The 20099-nt window shown below is 59.2% G+C and carries 22 protein-coding genes; 18 read left to right on the top strand and 4 right to left on the bottom strand.

Features of this window, described 5'->3' with window-relative positions; translation table 11 throughout:
- Positions 1-27 precede the first annotated feature (27 nt).
- The 13 genes from MK208_RS08825 to MK208_RS08765 all read left to right on the top strand — a co-directional run bounded on the left by MK208_RS08825 (position 28) and on the right by MK208_RS08765 (position 11504).
- Positions 28-483: a universal stress protein gene (locus MK208_RS08825; RefSeq protein WP_294115998.1), complete on the top strand. Its 456-nt coding sequence runs from the start codon at positions 28-30 to the stop codon at positions 481-483.
- A 95-nt stretch (positions 484-578) separates the two neighbouring features.
- Complete coding sequence (locus tag MK208_RS08820) at positions 579-1142, top strand: NifU family protein (protein ID WP_294115997.1); 564 nt, start codon at positions 579-581, stop codon at positions 1140-1142.
- Positions 1143-1151: 9 nt separating this feature from the next.
- Positions 1152-1742 carry a tRNA (adenosine(37)-N6)-threonylcarbamoyltransferase complex dimerization subunit type 1 TsaB gene (gene tsaB, locus MK208_RS08815; RefSeq protein ID WP_294115995.1) on the top strand — a complete coding sequence of 197 codons (591 nt, stop codon included), beginning with the start codon at positions 1152-1154 and terminating at the stop codon, positions 1740-1742.
- The gene (locus MK208_RS08810; RefSeq protein WP_294115993.1) at positions 1739-2152 is read left to right on the top strand and encodes a GNAT family N-acetyltransferase; all 414 of its coding nucleotides are present in this window, start codon (positions 1739-1741) and stop codon (positions 2150-2152) included. Before tsaB ends, MK208_RS08810 begins: the two co-directional genes overlap by 4 nt.
- Before the next feature lie 170 nt (positions 2153-2322).
- Positions 2323-3312, top strand: coding sequence for a BMP family ABC transporter substrate-binding protein (locus MK208_RS08805; protein WP_294115992.1), 990 nt, complete (start codon positions 2323-2325; stop codon positions 3310-3312).
- 85 nt (positions 3313-3397) lie between these two features.
- Positions 3398-3754: a molecular chaperone GroEL gene (locus MK208_RS08800; protein WP_294115991.1), complete on the top strand. Its 357-nt coding sequence runs from the start codon at positions 3398-3400 to the stop codon at positions 3752-3754.
- Positions 3751-5337 (top strand): ABC transporter ATP-binding protein, encoded by a 1587-nt coding sequence (locus tag MK208_RS08795; protein ID WP_294115990.1) that lies wholly within the window; start codon positions 3751-3753, stop codon positions 5335-5337. The genes MK208_RS08800 and MK208_RS08795 overlap by 4 nt, the downstream gene beginning before the upstream one ends.
- On the top strand, positions 5330-6424 hold the full coding sequence (locus MK208_RS08790; protein WP_294115989.1) for an ABC transporter permease: 1095 nt from the start codon (positions 5330-5332) through the stop codon (positions 6422-6424). Before MK208_RS08795 ends, MK208_RS08790 begins: the two co-directional genes overlap by 8 nt.
- Positions 6424-7434 (top strand): ABC transporter permease, encoded by a 1011-nt coding sequence (locus tag MK208_RS08785; protein ID WP_294115988.1) that lies wholly within the window; start codon positions 6424-6426, stop codon positions 7432-7434. Before MK208_RS08790 ends, MK208_RS08785 begins: the two co-directional genes overlap by 1 nt.
- 195 nt (positions 7435-7629) lie before the next feature.
- Positions 7630-8547: a sulfite exporter TauE/SafE family protein gene (locus MK208_RS08780; protein ID WP_294115987.1), complete on the top strand. Its 918-nt coding sequence runs from the start codon at positions 7630-7632 to the stop codon at positions 8545-8547.
- A 2-nt stretch (positions 8548-8549) separates the two neighbouring features.
- A complete protein-coding gene (locus MK208_RS08775; RefSeq protein WP_294115986.1) occupies positions 8550-9311 on the top strand; it encodes a TIGR02186 family protein in 762 nt (253 codons plus the stop codon).
- A 68-nt stretch (positions 9312-9379) separates the two neighbouring features.
- Positions 9380-10726 (top strand): TldD/PmbA family protein, encoded by a 1347-nt coding sequence (locus MK208_RS08770; protein WP_294115985.1) that lies wholly within the window; start codon positions 9380-9382, stop codon positions 10724-10726.
- Positions 10713-11504: a 3'(2'),5'-bisphosphate nucleotidase CysQ gene (locus MK208_RS08765; RefSeq protein WP_294115984.1), complete on the top strand. Its 792-nt coding sequence runs from the start codon at positions 10713-10715 to the stop codon at positions 11502-11504. Before MK208_RS08770 ends, MK208_RS08765 begins: the two co-directional genes overlap by 14 nt.
- Here the strand turns inward: MK208_RS08765 and MK208_RS08760 are convergent.
- On the bottom strand, positions 11489-12229 hold the full coding sequence (locus tag MK208_RS08760; protein WP_294115983.1) for a glutamine amidotransferase: 741 nt from the start codon (positions 12227-12229) through the stop codon (positions 11489-11491). The genes MK208_RS08765 and MK208_RS08760 overlap by 16 nt on opposite strands.
- 164 nt (positions 12230-12393) lie before the next feature.
- Between MK208_RS08760 and MK208_RS08755 the strand changes: the two genes are divergently transcribed.
- From MK208_RS08755 to lpxK, 3 genes are read left to right on the top strand one after another with little or no spacing between them, the layout of a single operon-like run.
- On the top strand, positions 12394-12636 hold the full coding sequence (locus MK208_RS08755) for a DUF4170 domain-containing protein (protein WP_294115982.1): 243 nt from the start codon (positions 12394-12396) through the stop codon (positions 12634-12636).
- 9 nt (positions 12637-12645) lie between these two features.
- Positions 12646-13863 carry a glycosyltransferase N-terminal domain-containing protein gene (locus MK208_RS08750; protein WP_294115981.1) on the top strand — a complete coding sequence of 406 codons (1218 nt, stop codon included), beginning with the start codon at positions 12646-12648 and terminating at the stop codon, positions 13861-13863.
- Positions 13860-14864: a tetraacyldisaccharide 4'-kinase gene (gene lpxK / locus MK208_RS08745; RefSeq protein ID WP_294115980.1), complete on the top strand. Its 1005-nt coding sequence runs from the start codon at positions 13860-13862 to the stop codon at positions 14862-14864. Before MK208_RS08750 ends, lpxK begins: the two co-directional genes overlap by 4 nt.
- Before the next feature lie 24 nt (positions 14865-14888).
- On the opposite strand, the gene MK208_RS08740 is transcribed toward lpxK, so the two are convergent.
- Positions 14889-15575: a DsbA family protein gene (locus MK208_RS08740; protein ID WP_294115979.1), complete on the bottom strand. Its 687-nt coding sequence runs from the start codon at positions 15573-15575 to the stop codon at positions 14889-14891.
- Entirely contained in the window at positions 15572-16090 is a 519-nt protein-coding gene (locus MK208_RS08735; RefSeq protein ID WP_294115978.1) for a DUF721 domain-containing protein, read from the bottom strand. Before MK208_RS08735 ends, MK208_RS08740 begins: the two co-directional genes overlap by 4 nt.
- 86 nt (positions 16091-16176) lie before the next feature.
- On the opposite strand from MK208_RS08735, the gene mutY reads away from it, so the two are divergent.
- Complete coding sequence (gene mutY / locus MK208_RS08730) at positions 16177-17229, top strand: A/G-specific adenine glycosylase (protein WP_294115977.1); 1053 nt, start codon at positions 16177-16179, stop codon at positions 17227-17229.
- Positions 17230-17292: 63 nt separating this feature from the next.
- The gene (locus tag MK208_RS08725) at positions 17293-18426 is read left to right on the top strand and encodes an alkane 1-monooxygenase (RefSeq protein WP_294115976.1); all 1134 of its coding nucleotides are present in this window, start codon (positions 17293-17295) and stop codon (positions 18424-18426) included.
- A gap of 3 nt (positions 18427-18429) precedes the next feature.
- On the opposite strand, the gene MK208_RS08720 is transcribed toward MK208_RS08725, so the two are convergent.
- Entirely contained in the window at positions 18430-19824 is a 1395-nt protein-coding gene (locus MK208_RS08720) for an adenylate/guanylate cyclase domain-containing protein (RefSeq protein WP_294115975.1), read from the bottom strand.
- Between the last annotated feature and the right edge of the window lie 275 nt (positions 19825-20099).

Here is a 20099-nt window from a genome sequence, read left to right as displayed (position 1 = left end):
TCATGATCGCGGAAACGGAGGGGCCTTATGCGCAAGTTTCTCGTGGTGCTGGATGACAGCCGGGAATGTCTGAATGCGATGCGGTTTGCAGCGATGCGGGCCGCGCGGACCGGTGGTGGTGTCAAAATCCTGTCGATCATTCCGCCGGAAGAGTTCAACCACTGGATTGGCGTGAGTGACTTGATGCGCGAAGAAACGCGTGAGCGGATCGAGGTGCACTACGAGGTCTTTGCCAAGTGGATGCGGGATCGGCAGGGGGTTGATCCGGAGCTGAAAATCCGTGAGGGCGAAGCGGTGAACGAGATCTTGGCAGAGATCAAAGAAGACGAAGAGATCGGCGTCTTGGTGCTGGGCGCAGGTAATGACCGCAAGGGGCCTGGACCACTGGTGTCTCAGCTTTCGCGCAACTCCGGTAGCCTTCCGGTGCCGATCACGGTCGTGCCCGGTGATTTGACCAAGGAGCAGCTGGAAGCTGTGACCTGACGTCGCGCTTTTACAAACCTCAGTTTAGAATGAATCTAAACCTTGACTAATGACCAAGGCAGGCGCATATCAAATGCGATAGGAAAGGTCTGCCAATGTTTATTCAAACGGAATCCACACCGAACCCCGCCACTCTGAAATTCCTGCCCGGCCAAACTGTGCTGGAGGTGGGCACCGCCGACTTCCCAACAGCCGAAGGCGCAGCAGCGTCCCCGCTGGCCACGCGGATTTTTGCAGTGAACGGCGTGTCTGGCGTGTTCTTTGGCAATGACTTTGTCACCGTAACCAAGGCAGACGGCATTGAATGGGACCACATCAAACCCTCCATTCTGGGCGCGATCATGGAGCACTTCCAGTCCGGTCAGCCTGTGATGGCGGGCGATGCGGCGGCGTCTTCCGGCCATGCAGAACACACCGGCGAAGACGGCGAGATTGTGGGTCAGATTAAAGAGCTTCTGGACACCCGTGTGCGTCCGGCTGTGGCACAGGACGGTGGCGATATCACTTTCCACGGGTTTGATCGCGGCGTCGTGTACCTGCACATGCAAGGTGCCTGCGCCGGTTGCCCCTCCTCCACGCTGACCCTGAAAATGGGCATCGAGAACCTGCTGCGTCACTACATTCCTGAAGTGACCGAAGTGCGCCCTGTTGCGGTGTAAGCCACGGGCATGACCAACCCTTTGGTTTTGAGTTTCGATACATCGGCCGCGCATGTCGCGGCCGCTTTGCTGTGCGGAGATGAGATCATCGCGCGTAAGGTCGAAGAGATGAAACGCGGACAGGCAGAACGGCTGGTGCCGCTGCTGGAAGAGGTTCTGGCTGAAGGCAGCAAGGCTTTTGCCGATTTGGATGCGATTGGCGTCGGCGTTGGGCCGGGCAACTTTACCGGCATTCGGATTTCAGTGTCTGCGGCGCGCGGCTTGGCGCTTGGGCTGGGCATTCCAGCCGTTGGCGTGAACAGCTTTGACGCAATTGAAGCCGGATTGAGTGGCGACGGTGTGGCCATGGTGAGCGCGCCGCGTGGCCAAGGGTATTTGTTCTTGAAAGGCGGCACGCCCTATCTGGCCTCCGAAGAGGAGCTGGCGCAGGTCGCCCAAGAAACGCCTCTGGTGACACCAGAAGCCGCCAGCTTGGTGGAACAGATCGCGCGTTTGGCGATGCAACGATACCAAGACAGCCCGGCGCGCCCTGCCCCGCTCTACATCAAGCCAGCGGACGCAGCCCCGCCCAAAGATCCGGCACCGGTGATCCTGCCATGACGCCAGAGGCGATGGCGGCGATCTATGCTGCCGCTTTCCCCCACAGCCGCGTGTGGAGTGCTGCTGAAATTTCAGACATGTTGGCCTCACGCCTGACCTTTGCCATCGAAGGTGACGTGGGGTTCGCTTTGGGTCGGGTGATCGCGGATGAGGCGGAGTTGCTGACCATCGCGGTGGACCCGCACCACCAGCGCAAGGGCCTGGGCCTTATTTTATTGAATCAATTCGAAGCCGAATCAAAAACACGCGGAGCGTGTTGGGCGATTTTGGAGGTCGCGCAGGACAACGCAGCGGCGCTTGCGCTCTATCAGCGGGCGGGCTACGAAATCTGCGGTGAGCGGCCTGGCTACTACAGCAGACCGGACGGAGAGCAAATCACTGCCAGCCTTATGAAAAAGGCGTTAAGGTAGTCGTAGGTGTGATTCGAGAGCGGTCATTTTTGCCCAAACGGTCAAAAAATCGTTGACGCTAACGGTCTCAATCGCCTTAGTAACACGATGATCCGGCGGGATCTAAACAACAGACGGGACGGCAGCTCGCCAAAACAACGACCGACCCGCTCAATATATGGGAGACATTTATGAGCCTCATGCACAAATTCCTCGGCGCAGCCGCAGCCGCAGCCCTGTCCGCAGGCGCAGCTCTGGCAGAGCCAGCGCTGATCTTTGACCTCGGCGGCAAATTCGACAAATCCTTCAACGAAGCGGCCTTTGGTGGTGCGACCCGTTGGGCGGATGAAACCGGCGGCACCTTCCGCGAAATCGAACTGCAGTCCGAAGCTCAGCGTGAGCAGGCTCTGCGTCGTTTTGCAGAAGCGGGTGCAAACCCAATCGTGATGACCGGCTTTGCTTTCGGCAACGTGCTGAGCGAAGTGGCACCTGACTACCCTGACACCAAATTCGCCATCATCGACATGGTTGTGGACGCGCCAAACGTGCGTTCCGTGGTGTTCAACGAGCACGAAGGCTCCTACCTGGTTGGCATGATGGCCGCGCAAGCGTCCAAGTCCGGCACCGTGGGCTTCATCGGCGGCATGGACATCCCGCTGATCCGTAAGTTTGCCTGTGGCTACGTTCAGGGCGTAAAAGCTGTGAACCCAGACGCCACCGTGATCCAGAACATGACCGGCACCACCCCTGCCGCATGGAACGACCCGGTAAAAGGCTCTGAGCTGACCAAAGCACAGATCGCACAGGGCGCGGACGTTGTATACGCAGCGGCTGGCGGCACCGGTGTTGGTGTTCTGCAGACCGCAGCGGATGAAGGCATCCTGTCTGTGGGTGTGGACAGCAACCAGAACCACCTGCACTCCGGCAAAGTTCTGACCTCCATGATGAAGCGCGTGGACAACGCGGTTTACGAAGCCATGAAGGCAGGCGTTGACCTAGAAACCGGCTTCAACGTGATGGGTGTGGCCAACGGCGGCATCGACTACGCCATGGACGAGCACAACGCTTCCCTCGTGTCCGCGGACATGAAAGCGAAAGTGGACATGGCAAAAGACGCCATCGCGTCCGGTGAGCTGGCCGTACACGACTACATGAGCGACAACACCTGCCCAGTAGAATAAGCAGATTCCGGGCTTGAACCCGGAGCTCTTTATGAGGGCCGTACCATCGCGGTGCGGCCCTCAAACCTTAAAGGGGGACCCGTAGATGGTAGATGCGTTAAACGCATTCTTTGTCGCGTGGGGGGAAACCGACGCCACAAAACGCGCAGAAGCTCTCAAAGGAGCGCTTGCGGACAATTTCACATACATCGACCCACGATCCGAAGCGCCTATCTCCGATTTGGATGCGCTGAACGGATATATCGGGATGTATTCGCAATACGCGCCTGGCGCGACAGCGGCGGTGGTGAACACCAGCGAGACTAAGGGCCACTACCGCCTGACGGTTGCCTTTCGCATGGCTGACGGCAAGGAACAGCTGGGCCAATACTATGTGGAACTTGATGCCGAAAACCGCGCAACGCGGATGGTTGGCTTCGCAGGACTGGGAGAGCCTGAATGACGGCGCCTGCCATTGAACTCAAAGGCATTTCCAAAGCCTTTGGCCCTGTCCAGGCAAACAAGGACATTTCGATTTCGGTGCAACCGGGCACCATCCACGGCATCATCGGCGAAAACGGCGCGGGCAAATCCACGCTGATGTCGATTTTGTATGGCTTCTATAAAGCCGACGCCGGGGAGATTTTCATCAAGGGGCAGAAGACCTTGATCCCGGACAGCCAGGCCGCGATCCGCGCGGGCATCGGCATGGTGTTTCAGCACTTCAAACTGGTGGAGAACTTCACCGTGCTGGAGAACATCATTTTGGGGGCCGAAGATGGCGCGATGCTGAACAGCTCGCTGGGCAACGCCCGCAAAGAGCTCAAACATCTGGCCGAAGAATACGGGCTGAACGTGGACCCGGATGAGGTGATCGAGAACCTCTCCGTTGGGCACCAGCAACGGGTGGAAATCCTCAAGGCGCTGTATCGCAAGGCGGAAATCCTCATTCTGGACGAGCCCACTGGCGTTTTGACGCCCGCGGAGGCGGATCAGCTGTTCCGCATTCTGGATCGTCTGCGCGAAGAGGGCAAAACCATCATCCTGATCACGCACAAGCTGCGCGAGATCATGGAATATACTGACACTGTGTCTGTGATGCGCCGTGGTGAGATGACTGCGACGGTGAAAACCGCCGAGACCTCGCCGGAGCATCTGGCAGAGCTGATGGTGGGCCGGAAGGTTCTGCTGCGCGTGGACAAAAAGCCTGCGGAGCCAGGTGCGACCGTGCTGGACATCAAAGGCCTGCGGGTTGTGGATGAAGCAGGCGTGGAACGTGTTAAGGGCATCGACCTGACAGTGCGCGCGGGCGAGATTGTTGGCATCGCAGGCGTGGCTGGCAACGGGCAGTCTGAGTTGCTCGAAGTGCTCGGTGGCTTTGCCGATGGCACCGGCACCATCACCATGAACGGCGCGGAAATCCCGCTCAGCGGCCATGGTGCCGATGGGCAGGCCCGTCGTGCCGCGGGTATCAGCCACGTGCCGGAAGACCGGCAACGCGAAGGTCTGATCATGGAATTCGCCGCCTGGGAAAACACGGTGTTTGGCTATCATCATTCGCCGGAAATTCAGAACGGCCTGCTGATGGACAACAAAGGCATCTACACCGAAGCCGAAGCCAAGATGCAGCGCTTTGATGTGCGTCCGCCCGATCCCAAACTGGCTGCAAAAAACTTCTCTGGCGGTAACCAGCAGAAGATCGTTCTGGCCCGTGAGATTGAGCGCAACCCCGACCTGCTGTTGATCGGGCAACCGACGCGCGGCGTGGACATCGGCGCGATTGAATTCATCCACCAGCAGGTTGTGAACCTGCGCGATCAGGGCAAGGCGATCCTGCTTGTGTCTGTGGAGCTGGAAGAGATCCTGTCCTTGGCAGACCGAGTGGTTGTGATGTTTGACGGCCATATCACCGGTGAGCGCGACGCGGCACAGACCAACGAAAAAGAACTGGGCCTGTTGATGGCCGGGATCACCGACACATCCGCCGTGGCCAATGGCAATGGCGGCAACGACACCACACAACAGGAGGTTCCCGCCGATGGATAAGATGCCTAAATGGGCTGACATCGTCCTGATCCCCTTGATTTCGCTGCTCTTGGCGGCGTTTTTCTCTGCGCTTGTGATTTTGGCCATTGGCGAAAATCCAATTGAAGCGCTGAAATTGATGGTTGATGGCGCGCTGATGCGGTCGTCCGGTTGGGGCTACACGCTTTACTACGCAACCAACTTCATCTTCACCGGTCTGGCGGTGTCGGTCGCCTTCCACGCACGTCTGTTCAACATCGGTGGCGAAGGTCAGGCAATGCTGGGCGGTCTGGGCGTGGCGCTGTGCTGCCTCTACGTGCCGTGGCCCCATTGGTCGCTTGCGATCCTCGGTGCTTCGGTGGGCGCCGCCTTGTTTGGTGCGCTTTGGGCTTTGATCCCGGCGTATCTGCAGGCCAAACGCGGCAGCCACATCGTGATCACCACCATCATGTTCAACTTCATCGCGGCAGCGATCCTGAACTATGTGCTGGTTGAACTGCTGCGCCCTGTGGGCGCAATGGATCCTGCGTCTGCCAAATTCCCGGATGCGACGCATCTGCCGTCGTTCCAAGACATGTTCTCCACCGAGAGCAACAAGATGTTCCGTGGCGCACCTGCTAACGTGACCTTCTTCCTGGCGCTGGCCGCGAGTGTGTTTGTCTGGCTGCTGATGTGGCGCACCAAGCTGGGGTATCAAATCCGCGCCTTTGGGCACTCCGAGTCCGGCGCGCTATATGCAGGCATCAACCCGGTGCGCATCACCGTGATTGCGATGCTGATCTCGGGTGCGCTGGCGGGCATGATGTCGGTCAACACCACCATGGGCGAGAGCGAACGCCTGATCCTGAACAGCACCGAGGGCGCAGGCTTTATCGGCATCGCCGTGGCGCTGATGGGGCGCAACCATCCGTTTGGCGTGCTGCTGGCCGCGATCCTATTTGGTTTCCTCTATCAGGGCGGCGCAGAACTGGCGCTGTGGACCAGCATTCCTCGCGAGCTGATTGTGGTTATTCAAGCGCTGGTGATCCTGTTCACCGGGGCGCTGGACAACATGGTGCGCGAGCCGCTTGAAAAACTCTTCATTGCGATGCGCCGGAGGAACGCCTGATGGATTTTCTGACCCTACTTCAGGTGCTGGACACCTCTGTGCGTCTGGCGACCCCGCTCCTGCTAGCCTGTTTGGCAGGCTTGTATTCGGAACGTTCCGGCGTGGTCGACATTGGCCTTGAGGGCAAAATGCTGGCAGCGGCGTTTTTCTCTGCTGCTGTGGCCTTCTACTCAGGCAGTGCCTGGGTTGGCTTGCTGGCCGGTGTGGGTGCCTCTGTGGCTCTGGCGGTGATCCACGGATTGGCCTCGGTCACTTTCCGCGGCAACCAGTTGATCTCCGGTGTGGCGATCAACTTCCTCGCGGCGGGCATGACCGTTCTGGTGGCGCAAAGCTGGTTCCGGCAGGGGGGCCGTACGCCTCCACTGGAAGGGGACGCGCGTTTCAACCCAATTGAACTGCCGTTTGCGATTGGCCCAAAGGATGCCGAGGCGGCGGGCAAACCACTCAGCCAGATGATTTCTGAGGCAGGCCCATTGCAGCAGTTCTATTCGGAACTGATCTCTGGCCATTCCTCGCTGGTGTATCTGGCGCTGCTTACCGTTCCGCTCACATGGTGGTTGTTGTTCCGCACCCGCTTTGGTCTGCGTCTGCGTGCCGTTGGGGAAAACCCGGCTGCGGTGGACACAGCGGGCGTATCCGTGGTCTGGCTGCGCTATGCGGCGGTTCTGATTTGTGGCGTGCTCTGCGGTGTTGCCGGCGCTTACCTGTCGTCCGCGTTGCAAGCTGGCTTTGTGAAAGACATGACTGCCGGCCGTGGGTTCATCGCGCTGGCCGCGCTGATCTTCGCAAAATGGCGTCCGGTTTATGCGCTCTGGGCCTGCTTGCTGTTTGGTCTGTTCCAAGCACTGGAACTGCGTCCCGACATCATCGAGAACGTCTCTGGCATCAAGGTACAGGTCCAGCTGTTGGGCGCCCTGCCCTACATCCTGACAGTGGTGATCCTCGCAGGTTTTGTGGGCAAAGCGATCCCGCCAAAAGCTAGCGCGGAGCCGTACATCAAAGAGCGCTAAAACACAGTGCATACACACGCAAAGCCCCGCCGCAGCGATGTTGGCGGGGTTTTCTTTTTGACGCGTCCCAAAGCGGCACCACTTTCCAAAAATCAAACCTGATTGAGTCCAGTTTGCGGGCATTGATCTGGCCTGTCAGTGATTTAGCGATCCAGACAGGTTGCTTTTGCGGCCCCACTGGCGCTATCAAAAAATATGCAGATCTACCTCCCCATCGCCGAAGTCTCCGTAAATGCCTTTTTGCTGCTCGGGTTGGGCGGCATGGTTGGGATTTTGTCCGGTATGTTCGGGGTTGGCGGCGGTTTTTTGATGACGCCCCTGCTGTTTTTCATCGGCATCCCGCCCGCCGTGGCCGTCGCCACCGAGGCCAACCAGATTGTGGCCTCGTCCTTCAGTGGCGTGTTGGCGCATCTCAGGCGCAAGACCGTAGATTTGAAGATGGGCACGGTGCTGCTTTCCGGCGGCCTCATAGGCGCGGCGCTGGGTGTGGTGATCTTCAACTATTTGAAATCTCAAGGTCAGGTCGACCTGTTGGTGCGGCTTTGCTACGTTGTTTTCTTGGGCGTGATTGGCTCCTTGATGTTCATTGAAAGCCTGAACGCCATCCGCAAGTCGCGTAAAAACGCCGGGCCTCCCAAACGCAAAAAGCACAACTGGGTGCATGGCCTGCCGCTCAAGATGCGGTTCCGTGTGTCCGGGCTGTATATTTCGGTGATCCCGCCGCTGATGGTGGGAGTTCTGGTGGGTATCCTCTCGGCCATCATGGGTGTCGGCGGCGGCTTCATCATGGTGCCTGCAATGATCTACCTGCTGGGCATGCCAACCAAAGTGGTTGTGGGCACGTCACTGTTCCAAATTATCTTTGTGACCGGCTTCACCACATTGCTGCACGCAACCACCAACTACACGGTGGACATCGCGCTTGCGGTCCTGCTGCTGGTTGGCGGCGTGATTGGCGCGCAGATTGGCACGCGACTGGGGACATACCTGAAAGCGGAGCAACTGCGGATTTTGCTGGCGCTTTTGGTCATCTTGGTGTGCGCCAAACTGGCGCTGGATCTGTTGCTGGAGCCCAGCGAATTGTTCTCCATCGGCGCGGCGGGAGGGCATTGAGCATGAAACGCTTGCTATTGTCCCTGTTGCTCTTGGTTGCAACGCCGGTTGTGGCCGAAGAGGTTGTGCTGGGCTTGAGCCAAGATCAGGTGGCCATCACGGCCGACTTTGATGGCTCCGAAATCCTGTTGTTTGGCGCGGTGAAACGCGAAAGCCCGATCTTGCAGGACCCGCCGCTTGAGGTGGTGATTGCGGTGTCCGGCCCCAGTGGTCCGCTGACCGTGCGCCGCAAGGAACGCAAGTTTGGTATTTGGGTGAACACCGACGCGGTGGAGATTGACCACGCGCCAAGTTTTTATGCCGTTGCCACGTCTGCCCCCTTCAACGAAGCGATGTCAAACGTGGAGGACCAACGCCACAGCGTGTCGATCCCGCGTGCGATCCGCTCGGTTGGCGCGCCAATGGGCATTGAGGATGCGCAGAGCTTCAGCGAGGCAGTGATCCGTATCCGTACTGACGAAGGCGCTTATCAGGTGCTCGAAAACTCGGTGTCGGTGGATGAGCAAACCCTGTTCCGTACCTCGATCAAAATGCCGGCAAACCTGACCGAAGGGGACTATCCCACGCGGATTTTCCTGACGCGCGGCGGCAAAGTGATTTCGAACTACGAGACCGTGATCAATGTGAACAAGGTGGGGTTGGAACGTTGGCTGTTTGACATGTCCCGCAATCAACCGCTGCTTTACGGTTTGATGTCATTGGCTATTGCCATTGCGGCGGGTTGGATGGCCTCGGCGGCCTTCCAGGTGTTGCAGCGGCGCTAACTTGTCAGCAGGCTTGCGCCTTTGGCGTAGGCCGACTACCTGTCACGAAACCAAACACGAGGCATTTTATGGCGCAGACTCCCGAGCAGCTTGCAGAGATCATGTTGGACGCGGCCAAGGCGGCTGGGGCCGAAGCGGCAGATGCAATGGTGATGCGCGGCACGTCTGTGTCGATTGATGTGCGCGAAGGCAAGTTGGAACAGGCGGAACGCTCCGAAGGTGTGGACCTTGGGTTGCGCGTGCTGATTGGTCAGCGACAGGCCAATGTCTCGATCTCCGACACTCGTGCGGAAAGCATCGCCGTCATGGCGGAACGTGCGGTGGCGATGGCCAAGGAAGCGCCGGAAGACCCCTATGTGGGTTTGGCCGATACAGACCAGCTGGCGCAGGATTTGGACATCGCCGCGCTGGAACTCAACGATCCGACGGATGAGCCTGCCGCAGCCAGTCTGCAAGCGGATGCGATGGCCGCCGAAGCCGCCGCCATGGCAGTTGAGGGCGTGACGCAAGTGCAATCAGCCACCGGCGGCTACAGCAGCAGCGAAGTGTTTTTGGCCGCCAGAAACGGGTTTGCCGCCGGCTATACTCGCAGCAGCCGGGGCATCTACGCCACCGCCATTGCCGGTGAAGGCGAGGCCATGGAACGCGACTATGATGGCGACTCCCGGATTTTTCAAAACGACCTGCGCGATCCAACCGAAATTGGCACCTCCGCGGGGCAACGCGCGGTGGAGCGGCTGAACGCCCGCAAGCCGGAAACCGGCAGCTTTCCGGTGCTGTTTGATGAGCGTATTTCATCGTCGCTGATCGGCCATGTCCTGGCCGCAGCCAACGGCGGCATGGTGGCGCGTGGCTCTTCCTGGTTGCGGGAGAAGCTGGGTCAGCAGGTGTTGCCGGACGGACTGTCGCTGATCGAAGACCCAAAACGCCCACGTGTGTCCGGCTCCCGTCCGTTTGATGCCGAAGGCCTGCCAACTCAGCGCCGTGCGATCATCGACAACGGGGTGTTGACCGGCTGGACCTTGGATCTGGCCACCGCACGCAAGTTAGGCATGGCCTCCACCGGCAATGCCGCCCGTGGGATTTCTTCGCCGCCCTCCCCAAGCAGCTGGAACGTGTCGCTGACCCAAGGGGACAAGAGCCGCGATGATTTGCTCAAGGACATGGGCACCGGCCTTCTGGTGACCTCGCTGATTGGCTCCACCATCAACCCGACAACGGGTGATTATTCCCGTGGCGCAGCTGGGTTCTGGATCGAGAACGGCGAGATTGCCTATCCGGTGAACGAATGCACAATCGCAGGAAACCTGCACGACATGATGATGTCGATTGTGCCTGCTAATGATGCCCGCAGCTATCTGTCGCGCGTCGTGCCATCGCTGCTCATTCCGGGGATGACTCTTGCCGGAAACTGATCTTGATCTGCTGATCGTGGCGGCGCAGCGGGCGGGCGAGATTGCCACCCGCTTCAGCGGGCCGGACGCCAAGGCGTGGCACAAGCCGGAAGGGGCGGGACCAGTTACCGAGGCCGACCTCGCGGTCAACGACATGCTGGAAGACACGCTGCGCACCGCACGGCCAGATTATGGCTGGCTGAGCGAGGAATCTTTGGATGAAGGTGACCGCGTCCACGCGGAGAAAACCTTCATTGTTGATCCCATTGATGGCACCCGCAGCTTTATCGAAGGCTCCGACACTTGGGCCCATGCGTTGGCCATAGCCGAGCGCGGTGTTGTCACGGCAGCCGTGGTGTTCCTGCCGCGCAGGAACAAGCTTTATAGCGCGGCACAAGGTCAGGGCGCGTTTTTGAATGGCACGTCGATCACCTCTGGCGCGCGGTCTGACATGACAGGGGCCAAAGTTTTGGTGGCCCGTCCGGTGATGGACGCGTCCCATTGGCAAGGGACGCCGCCAGACTTTAAACGCGGCTATCGCCCATCGCTGGCCTATCGCACCGCGCTGGTGGCGGAGGGAAGATTTGACGCCATGGTCACACTGCGCCCCACCTGGGAATGGGACGTGGCCGCAGGCGATTTGATCATCCGTGAGGCGGGCGCTGCGACGGCAGACCGCAATGGCGCACCGCTGCGGTTCAACAATCCCGATCCGCGCTTGGCCGGTGTGATTGCAGCGCCAAAACCATTAAAAGATCAGATTTGTGCAGCGCTGGCTCCGGCTCACGCCGCCCGGTAACGGCGCACAAAGTTGGCAACAATCCTGGGTGGGGCGGACGCATCTGCCGCGCGACATAAGGCCATAAGCCGGTCCACTTCTTCCGGCGGGAAGTAGCCTTTGTCCCGATACATGTTGAGCCGGTTGGCAAACTCCGCACCATCCGCTTCAGGATGGAACTGTGTGGCATAGACGTTTCGTCGATAGCGGATCATCTGGAATGGGCAAAACGGAGATTGCACAAGATGGGTGCAGCCTTCGGGCAAGTGTTGCAGTGCCTCCTTGTGGCCAACAAACGCGTCAAACTCTTGCGGCACCTCCTCGAGCAGCGGGTCGTTTTGCCCATCCGGCGTCAGGGAACAACGCGCCAGTCCCGCTTCTTCCCCATAGCGATCCTTGGAAACAGCTTGCGCCAGGTGGTGGCCCAAAACGCCAATGCCAAGGCAACAGCCAAGAAACGGAATGTCCTCGCCGACAATCTGCGGCATGAGTGACATCACCTGCGCTTCCATTTTGGCCTCCAGCGGATCGCGGCTGGTCGGGCAATCGCTGACACACCCGGGACCGCCGCCAACAATCACGCCGGAGTAGCTGTGCAAATCCAGATCCGCTGGCAAACTTTCCTGATCCAGCGACACGCGGTGTACCTCGCTTGACGCAAGCCCGCCTTTCTCAAGAAAGGCGCGGAACTCCGCATCCGAGGCAACGGTTTCGGGGCGCAATTGCAGGATCAAAAATGGTTTCATGCCGCGCGCTCTAGCAAAAAGCGCAGCTCAAAGCCATGCGACACGGCGCAATGGGGGGCAATTCCTGTCAAACTTGCGCCAAGGGGCGCGTTCCTCCCCTTGAGGCTTTGGCCCAAGCGCCGTAGGTTGCGGCCAATTCAGCACCTCACAGGAGTGGCCCACAAATGGCACAACGACTGCACCTCGTCTTTGGTGGCGAACTGATCGATCCGACAAAAACCGCCTTTAAAGATGTGGATGACATCCATGTGGTTGGCATCTTCCCGAACTACAAAAGCGCCTATGACGCGTGGAAAGCCGAAGCGCAGAAGACCGTGGACAACGCCCACATGCGCTACTTCATTGCGCACCTGCACCGTCTGCGGGATGAGCAGGCGGCGGCCTCCTCCACCGAAGAACTCGGGTAAGATTTCCGGATGGCGCGCTCGCTTGGCCTTGCGGCGTATCTTGCGTTTGCGCGCCGCCAGCCCCCAAGGCTGGCCGCAATTGACTGTCCGCGCCCCAAAGGCGCGGTCATCTGGCTGCACAGCACCGATCCCACACGCGCGCGCACCCTGGCCAAATTGGGCCTACGACTGGCAGCGCAGCGCACAGATGCGCGGGTGCTATTGACCACCCCTCATGATGTGCCGCTGACCCAGACGCTGCCTGATGGTGTGATCTGGCAACCTTGCCCCTCTGAAAGCCCTGCCGACATCGCCGTGTTTCTGGCGCATTGGCAGCCGGAAATCATGATCTGGCTAGGGTCCAGCATTCGCCCCGCGCTGATTGATGCGGTGCGCACACGCGATATCCCCTCGATGATGCTGGAAGTGCATCGCCCCAAGCTGGATCAAAAACGGCGTTGGGGACCGGAGCCTATTCGCGGAACTTTGTCGCGGTTCAACACGGTCTTCGCACAAGACAAGGCCACAGCCATTCGCCTGCGCAAGCTGCTCGGCGACAGCTCCAAAGTCGAGATCAGCGGGACCTTGATGGAAGAAGCCCCGGCCTTGCCGGTGCGTGAAAGCGATCTGGACGAGCTGCGCGGTTGTTTGGCCGGGCGACCGGTCTGGCTGGCAGCGCGTTTGCAGCCGGAAGAACTGGAAACCGTGCTCAACGCCTATCGCGCGGTTTTACGACTGTCGTTCCGGATGTTGCTGGTGGTGGTGCCGGACAATCCGGCTAATGCGCAGAGTATGCGCGACACCATCGCGGCAGGCGGCTGGCGCGTGGCGGATTGGGACAATGGCGATTTTCCCGAAGAAAACACGCAGGTGCTCTTTGCCGAAACGCCCGACGAGTTGGGCTTGTGGTATCGCATTGCGCCGATCAGTTTTGTGGGCAGCTCATTGATCGCCGGTGCCGGTGGGCGCGATCCACTGGAGCCTGCGGCTCTGGGCAGCGCGATCCTCTATGGACCATCGGTGCGGCGCTATTTGGGAAGTTACACAAGGCTGGCCAATGTTGGTGCCGCGCGCATTGTGAAAGACGCCGACAGTTTGACCGCCGCCTTGATGTTTTTGGCCGCACCGGATCAGGTGGCGGCCATGGCCCACGCGGGCTGGCAAGTGGTGTCAGACAGCGCGGCGGTGTCAGACAAAGTACTTGAGCACGCGCATATGTTGATGGACACGCAGGAGGAGCCTGCATGAGGGAGCCACTGTTCTGGTCCAACACCCCCAACCGCCCCGGCTGGCAAGCCCGGCTTTTGGCCCCCTTGGGGGGGATTTACGCCAAGGCCACCCAATCACGCGTTAACAAAACGGATGGCTATAAGGCCTCGGTGCCGGTGATCTGTATCGGCAACATCAATGCGGGTGGGACTGGCAAGACGCCCACCACCATCGCTTTGGCGCAACGGCTGATTGGCATGGGAAAGACCCCGCATGTGGTCTCGCGCGGTTATGGCGGAACGCTTGAAGGTCCGGTGCAGGTTAGCGAACGCACACACAAGGCGGAAGAAACTGGGGATGAGCCGCTTTTGCTGGCGGCCTTTGCCCCCACTTGGGTGTCGAAAGACCGCGCCGAGGGCGTGCGGGCAGCAGAGGCGGCTGGGGCGGATGTCATCCTGCTGGACGACGGCTTTCAGAACGCCTCCGTGCAGAAAGACGCCAGCGTGATTGTCGTGGATGCGCATCGCGGATTTGGCAACGGGCGCTGCATCCCGGCGGGACCCTTGCGCGAGCCGGTGGCAGCAGGCATGGCGCGAGGCGACGTGGTTCTGTCGATTGGTAACGATGCCGCACAGGTCAGATTTGCCGAAACCTGGGGCACGCAAGTGACCTTGCCACACGCTAAAGGCGCATTGGTGCCGCTGCAAACCGGCATGGATTGGACGGAAACACCGTTTTTTGCCTTTGCCGGTATTGGACATCCGGAAAAATTCTTTGAGACCCTGCGCAGCCTCGGTGCCACATTGGTGCACACGGAAGCTCTGGCCGATCATCAGGCGCTGCCACCTGCCATGCTCTCACGGCTTTACGCGGAATCCCAAAAGATGGGCGCGCAATTGGTCACAACTGAAAAGGACGCCGTGCGCCTGCCACTAGAAGTGCGGCCACAGGTGCTGACCTTACCGGTGCGGTTGGAATTGCAGGAGTGGACGCCGATTGATGCGCTTCTGGAACGCATCGGGGTGACCGGGCAAGCGTAACCCGCCCGGTCAAATGGATATGGCTTAGCCGCCGAGTTTGCCGTCAAGGATCTCTTTCAGATCATTGTAGCTCATGTTGGAGTGTTTCTCGCCGTCGATGATCAGCGTTGGCGTGGAGTTCACGTCATCAGCTGCGGCGTTTTCCTGGAACCAGGCCACCAGCGCTTTGGCTTTGTCTTCGTCCTGCAGGCAGGCCTGCAGTTGATCGTCTTCCAGACCTGCCAGACGGCCGGTTTTGCGCAGGCTGTCAGAGATCGCCACAGGATCACCGGCACGGGTCCAGTCTTTCTGGGTTTTCATCAGGATGTCGGTCATGCCGAAGAATTTCTCCTGACCACCACAGCGCGCCACCATAGAGGCCCAGAGGCCGTAGCGGTCAAAATACACGTCGCGGAATACGAACTTCACTTTACCAGTGTCAACGTAGTCTGCCTTCAACGGCTCCAACACATTTTCGTGGAAGCTCGCACAATGCGGACAGGTGAAGGACGCATATTCAATGATGGTGATTGGCGCGTCTTCAGAGCCCATGACCATTTCGACAATGCCGTGCTCGTTGGCTGCGCCTTCGGAAGACACCGTTTGGATGTTGCTGATTTCCGGCAGGCTAAACGCCGTCTCGGTTGCGGACGTTTGCGTGTTGCTCAGCCAGTAAGCCCCGCCAGCAACGGCGACAGCCGCAGCGGCGATTGCAGGGATAAAACGGTTCATTCAGAGCCTCTCTTTGCGTTTTTGTTCTTTGAGATTACGTTTTGCGCAAGGCGTTCCAGCGCTTGCCGTAGGTCATCGTCGCCCACCGGCGCGGCCACTTCGGCGGCCTCAGCACAGGTGGCGGCATCGGGTTTGGGCTTTTCGGCCTTGGGCGCCGCGCCAAAGACCGCCTGCCCTTCGGCAAAGCCAGTGGGCGCGGTTTGGGTGATGCGCATATGGGTGATGGCGTTGTAGCCGTAAGCCGCGTTGATGCGCGTGCGCAGGGTTTCTTTTTGCATTTCCAGCATCGGTGCCTGCGCGCCAGTGGTCAGCACCGTCAACGTGGCGCCAAACCCTTGGCGGCCATATTTCACATCCACCGGCTGACAGATGCGCGCGGTGTCTTCGCCAACGATCTCTGCCCAATGGGTCAACACACGAGATTCCGCAAAACCCCTGCTTTCGCTGGCTTTGCGGATGCGCTCTTGCAGCAGCGAAGAGGTGCGGGAAAACCCTTTGGTTGAGGCTTTGCGCATGTTGGTCTTGCATCCTTTGGTCGGTCGCTATTTTAGTGGCTCGGCGCGAGGGCGCCAGTGAAACCCAACCCAAGTGAGGATAAAACTTGCGTGATAGGCCAAACAGCGCCGACCTGCTGACGTTCTATGATCACAACGCGCGGAAGATGCCGTGGCGGGTGGGGCCAAAAGACCGCGCCAGAGGGGTACAGCCGGACCCGTATCGGGTTTGGATGTCGGAGATCATGTTGCAGCAGACCACTGTGGCGGCGGTGAAGGACTACTTTGAGCGGTTCACAGCGAAATGGCCCACGGTGCGGGATTTGGCGGCGGCAGAAGATGCGGATGTCATGGCGGAATGGGCGGGGCTTGGATACTACGCGAGGGCCCGCAACCTATTGAAATGCGCGCGGTTCGTGGTGGCGGAATATGACGGCGTGTTTCCGGGCACTGTGGAAGAGTTGCTCAAACTGCCGGGCGTGGGGCCTTACACAGCGGGCGCTGTGGCGGCAATTGCCTTTGACCAACCCGCCACGGTGGTGGATGGCAATGTCGAACGCGTCATGGCGCGGCTGTTTGACATTCATACGCCATTGCCTGCGGCGAAGCCCGAGTTGACCGAGAAAGCCGCTGAACTCACCCCAAACGAACGCCCCGGAGACTATGCGCAGGCGGTGATGGACCTTGGCGCAACAATTTGCACGCCGCGCAATCCGGCTTGTGGGCTGTGCCCGTGGCGCTCCCCGTGTCAAGCACAGGCGGCTGGAACAGCAGCGGAATTGCCGAAGAAAACGCCCAAGAAACCCAAACCCATCCGCCACGGCGTTGTCTACATCGCCAAACGTGTGGACGGGGCTTTCTTGCTGGAAACGCGGCCCGACAGTGGCTTGCTGGGCGGTATGCTGGGATGGCCCGGGTCAGAGTGGACCGAAGGGGAAGCGCCCAAACATGACGCCCCCATCAAGGCGGAGTGGAAAACGCTGAACGCTGAGGCGCGGCATACATTTACGCATTTCCATCTGCGCCTAACGGTGAAAACCGCGCTGGTGCCAATGGACCGCGAAGCCACCGTTGGTGGGTTTGTTGACGCCGAACAATTTGATGCGGGCAATTTACCCACGGCAATGCGCAAAGCTTTTGATCTCTATCGCGGCACTTGACCTCATTGCACATACGCGCGGTTCGCCGCATAGTTTGCGCAATGAAGTCAAAGGACTGTGGTTATGATCGCCTCCTCTCACGTTGCCAAGTTCACCAGCGCTTTGCCCTTTTGGTGCTCGCTTCTTCTCGTGCCACTCGTTTGGACCACCGCCGGATTGGGCGGCTGGTGGGTGGTGCTGGTGCCGATCACCACCTGGTATCTGTTTGCGGCGCTGGACGCAGTCACAGGGCTCAACCTTGAGAACGCGGATCTCGACACAAGCGATGACCAGCTAAAGTGGTATCAACTGGTCACTTTGATTTGGGCGCCGGTGCAGTTCATCACGATCTTTGGCCTGATCTTCTATGCCACACGGGCGGACCACCTCAGCACCGGCGCGCTTATTGGCCTGTTCTTTGGGGTTGGTGTGATCAGTGGTACAATCGGCATCAATTACAGCCATGAGCTGATGCATCAAAAACCCAAAGCGGAACGCTGGCTCGGAGACATCCTATTGTCGATGGTGCTGTATTCGCACTTCCGCAGCGAGCACCTGTTGGTGCATCATCGGTATGTTGGCACGCCGCGAGACCCGGTCACGGCGCGCTACAACGAGGGCTTTCACCGGTTCTTTCCACGTGTTTTGATTGGGTCACTAAAATCGTCCTTCAATGCCGAAAAAGCCATGCTGGCGCGTAAAAAGCTGCCTTGGACCGACCTGTCCAATCCGTTTTTCCGTTACTGGGCGCTGCAGGGCGGGATGCTGTTGCTGGCGCTTCTCCTTGGCGGTTGGCTGGGAGTTGCCTTGTTCATCTGGCAGGCGTGGATTGCAATTTGGCAACTCGAGTTGGTGAACTACGTGGAGCACTATGGGCTCACACGAAAACACCTTGGCGAAGGTAAATATGAGCATGTCAAACCGCATCACAGCTGGAACGCGGCTCATAAAGCCTCAAACTGGTTGTTGATCAACTTGCAGCGCCATTCAGACCACCACTACAAACCGGACCGTCGTTTTCCGCTTTTGCAAAACTATACGGACGAAGAGGCGCCGCAGTTGCCCTTTGGCTATCCGATTATGACAATCGCGGCGATGATCCCGCCCGTGTGGAAACGGGTGATGAACCCGCGCGTGCGCAAGTGGCGGGACATGTATTATCCGGAAATCACCAATTGGCAGCCCTACAACAAGGCCAAGAATCCGATGCCTAGATAGGGATCAGACGTTGTGGTCATCCGGCCGCTCAAAGGCCCAGACGGTGAGCTTCTCCGCCACGCCGCGCACGTCCTGATCGGTGAACCTCTGGAGGCCATCCAGACATTCGTCACCACCCTCTTTGAGCACTTCGGAGCGCATGCCATCACTGATCACCAGTCGGGCGTTCAGACCGCGTGTCATGCTTTCCAGACGGGACGCCACATTCACGGTGTTGCCGACCACGGCAAACTCTAACCGGTTGGCGCCAATGTCGGCGAGAACCGCGGGACCATAGTGCGCGCCAAAACCGACCCTTAGCGGCGGCTGGCCTTTGACGATGCGCGCGTCATTCCAGACGTCTACATCCGCCATCATCTGTCGCACACACCGCAGCGCGTTTTGCGCGTCGTGATCAGACGGGCTGGGCGTGCCAAAGGTGGCCATCAAACCGTCGCCAAGATATTTGTCCAACGTGCCTTCATGGGCAAACACCGCGCGCTCCATCAGCCCGTGGAAGTCGCGTAGGGTTTCGATCACCTCTTCCGGTTTGCGGGTCGCGGCGAACTCGGTGAAGCCGACAATATCCACAAAAAGCACGGCGATGTTGTGGGAGCGGATTTGTTTGAGCGGTTCGTCGTTTTGGCTCAACTCCTCCACCACGTTGGGAGAGAAGTAGCGTGACAGGTTGGTGCGCTCCCGTTCCAGCGCCGCATTGGACCTCAGCAGCCCGTTGAAACGCCGCATGGAGATGCCCAGCGTCAACGCGACCAGAAGGAAGACCACTATCTCCTGAATGCGGAGGCGGACATTGAAGTTATTCGGGTCGAGAATATGCGCGAGGTCCGGCCAGCCGGGGAGCGCAAACTTAATGGCATCGCTCATGACCGGCACCGGATCAGTGAGCCAGATCGACAGCGCCAAAGCCGCAGCCCACATGCCAGCCGTCCAGGTGCCAATCGCAATCACCGTGCGCCAGGAATAGGCCAAAGTGCCCATCGCCAAGATCAAGAAGAGGTACTGGAAATTACCAAAGCGGTACTGCATCGCCTGCGGCCAATCATCCAGCCCAATCGGATTGGGACCAATGATGCCAACCACCATCAGCAGGAGATCCACAAAGATCAGGAAGAGTTCCAGCTTGGAGCGCCCCACCCGACCGGCACGACGAATGAGCCAGCCGTTCACGCAAAGCAGAAAAAGGATGAACTCGTAATAGAAGACTTCCGGCCAATGCACGGTGAACAGCAGGAAGACGCCAATGATGGACATCGCCACCCAGCGGGCTTTTACAGCCAAGTCCAGACCTTCCCGCTTGTGACGTTCAAGAACCGCCTCGGTGTAGCTGTCGGTGCGCTCTTCGCCGTCCTCAAACCGATCCAGATACACCGGCTTGTCTTGTTGAGTCTGCTCGACCATTGGCTGGCTCTCCGTTGTCCTCGGCTGAGATAGGTGACCATGGGGCAGCTTACACCCCCTGCGCCGCACAAAAAAACCCCGCCGGAGTTCGGCGGGGAAGTCTGGATACCTGCGTAGTCAGTTCGGCTACAGGCATCCGGCGGTATTGGTTATCTGTGGTATGGAAGTTGACGCGCCCCAGAGCGCTTTGCGTTGGGTCCGGATCGTCTGTGCGCGGGTTTGCCATTCTGGCAAGGGCAACAGACGACCCGGGTCTTGGGATAACGCAAAGCAGG

The sequence above is a fragment of the Shimia sp. genome, assembly GCF_022448905.1.
Taxonomy (GTDB): Bacteria; Pseudomonadota; Alphaproteobacteria; order Rhodobacterales; family Rhodobacteraceae; genus Shimia.
This window is presented reverse-complemented; position numbering and strand designations above follow the sequence as displayed.

What these genes read in the sequence shown, in the direction of transcription:
- MK208_RS08795 (WP_294115990.1), top strand. Translation starts at nt 3,751, where the DNA reads ATGACGGCGCCTGCCATTGAACTCAAAGGCATTTCCAAAGCCTTTGGC.
- MK208_RS08720 (WP_294115975.1), bottom strand. Translation starts at nt 19,824, where the DNA reads ATGGTCGAGCAGACTCAACAAGACAAGCCGGTGTATCTGGATCGGTTT.
- MK208_RS08780 (WP_294115987.1), top strand. Translation starts at nt 7,630, where the DNA reads ATGCAGATCTACCTCCCCATCGCCGAAGTCTCCGTAAATGCCTTTTTG.
- lpxK (WP_294115980.1), top strand. Translation starts at nt 13,860, where the DNA reads ATGAGGGAGCCACTGTTCTGGTCCAACACCCCCAACCGCCCCGGCTGG.
- tsaB (WP_294115995.1), top strand. Translation starts at nt 1,152, where the DNA reads ATGACCAACCCTTTGGTTTTGAGTTTCGATACATCGGCCGCGCATGTC.
- MK208_RS08750 (WP_294115981.1), top strand. Translation starts at nt 12,646, where the DNA reads ATGGCGCGCTCGCTTGGCCTTGCGGCGTATCTTGCGTTTGCGCGCCGC.
- MK208_RS08775 (WP_294115986.1), top strand. Translation starts at nt 8,550, where the DNA reads ATGAAACGCTTGCTATTGTCCCTGTTGCTCTTGGTTGCAACGCCGGTT.
- MK208_RS08725 (WP_294115976.1), top strand. Translation starts at nt 17,293, where the DNA reads ATGATCGCCTCCTCTCACGTTGCCAAGTTCACCAGCGCTTTGCCCTTT.
- MK208_RS08800 (WP_294115991.1), top strand. Translation starts at nt 3,398, where the DNA reads ATGGTAGATGCGTTAAACGCATTCTTTGTCGCGTGGGGGGAAACCGAC.
- MK208_RS08735 (WP_294115978.1), bottom strand. Translation starts at nt 16,090, where the DNA reads ATGCGCAAAGCCTCAACCAAAGGGTTTTCCCGCACCTCTTCGCTGCTG.
- MK208_RS08755 (WP_294115982.1), top strand. Translation starts at nt 12,394, where the DNA reads ATGGCACAACGACTGCACCTCGTCTTTGGTGGCGAACTGATCGATCCG.
- MK208_RS08805 (WP_294115992.1), top strand. Translation starts at nt 2,323, where the DNA reads ATGAGCCTCATGCACAAATTCCTCGGCGCAGCCGCAGCCGCAGCCCTG.
- MK208_RS08820 (WP_294115997.1), top strand. Translation starts at nt 579, where the DNA reads ATGTTTATTCAAACGGAATCCACACCGAACCCCGCCACTCTGAAATTC.
- MK208_RS08810 (WP_294115993.1), top strand. Translation starts at nt 1,739, where the DNA reads ATGACGCCAGAGGCGATGGCGGCGATCTATGCTGCCGCTTTCCCCCAC.
- MK208_RS08790 (WP_294115989.1), top strand. Translation starts at nt 5,330, where the DNA reads ATGGATAAGATGCCTAAATGGGCTGACATCGTCCTGATCCCCTTGATT.
- MK208_RS08760 (WP_294115983.1), bottom strand. Translation starts at nt 12,229, where the DNA reads ATGAAACCATTTTTGATCCTGCAATTGCGCCCCGAAACCGTTGCCTCG.
- MK208_RS08825 (WP_294115998.1), top strand. Translation starts at nt 28, where the DNA reads ATGCGCAAGTTTCTCGTGGTGCTGGATGACAGCCGGGAATGTCTGAAT.
- MK208_RS08770 (WP_294115985.1), top strand. Translation starts at nt 9,380, where the DNA reads ATGGCGCAGACTCCCGAGCAGCTTGCAGAGATCATGTTGGACGCGGCC.
- MK208_RS08785 (WP_294115988.1), top strand. Translation starts at nt 6,424, where the DNA reads ATGGATTTTCTGACCCTACTTCAGGTGCTGGACACCTCTGTGCGTCTG.
- MK208_RS08740 (WP_294115979.1), bottom strand. Translation starts at nt 15,575, where the DNA reads ATGAACCGTTTTATCCCTGCAATCGCCGCTGCGGCTGTCGCCGTTGCT.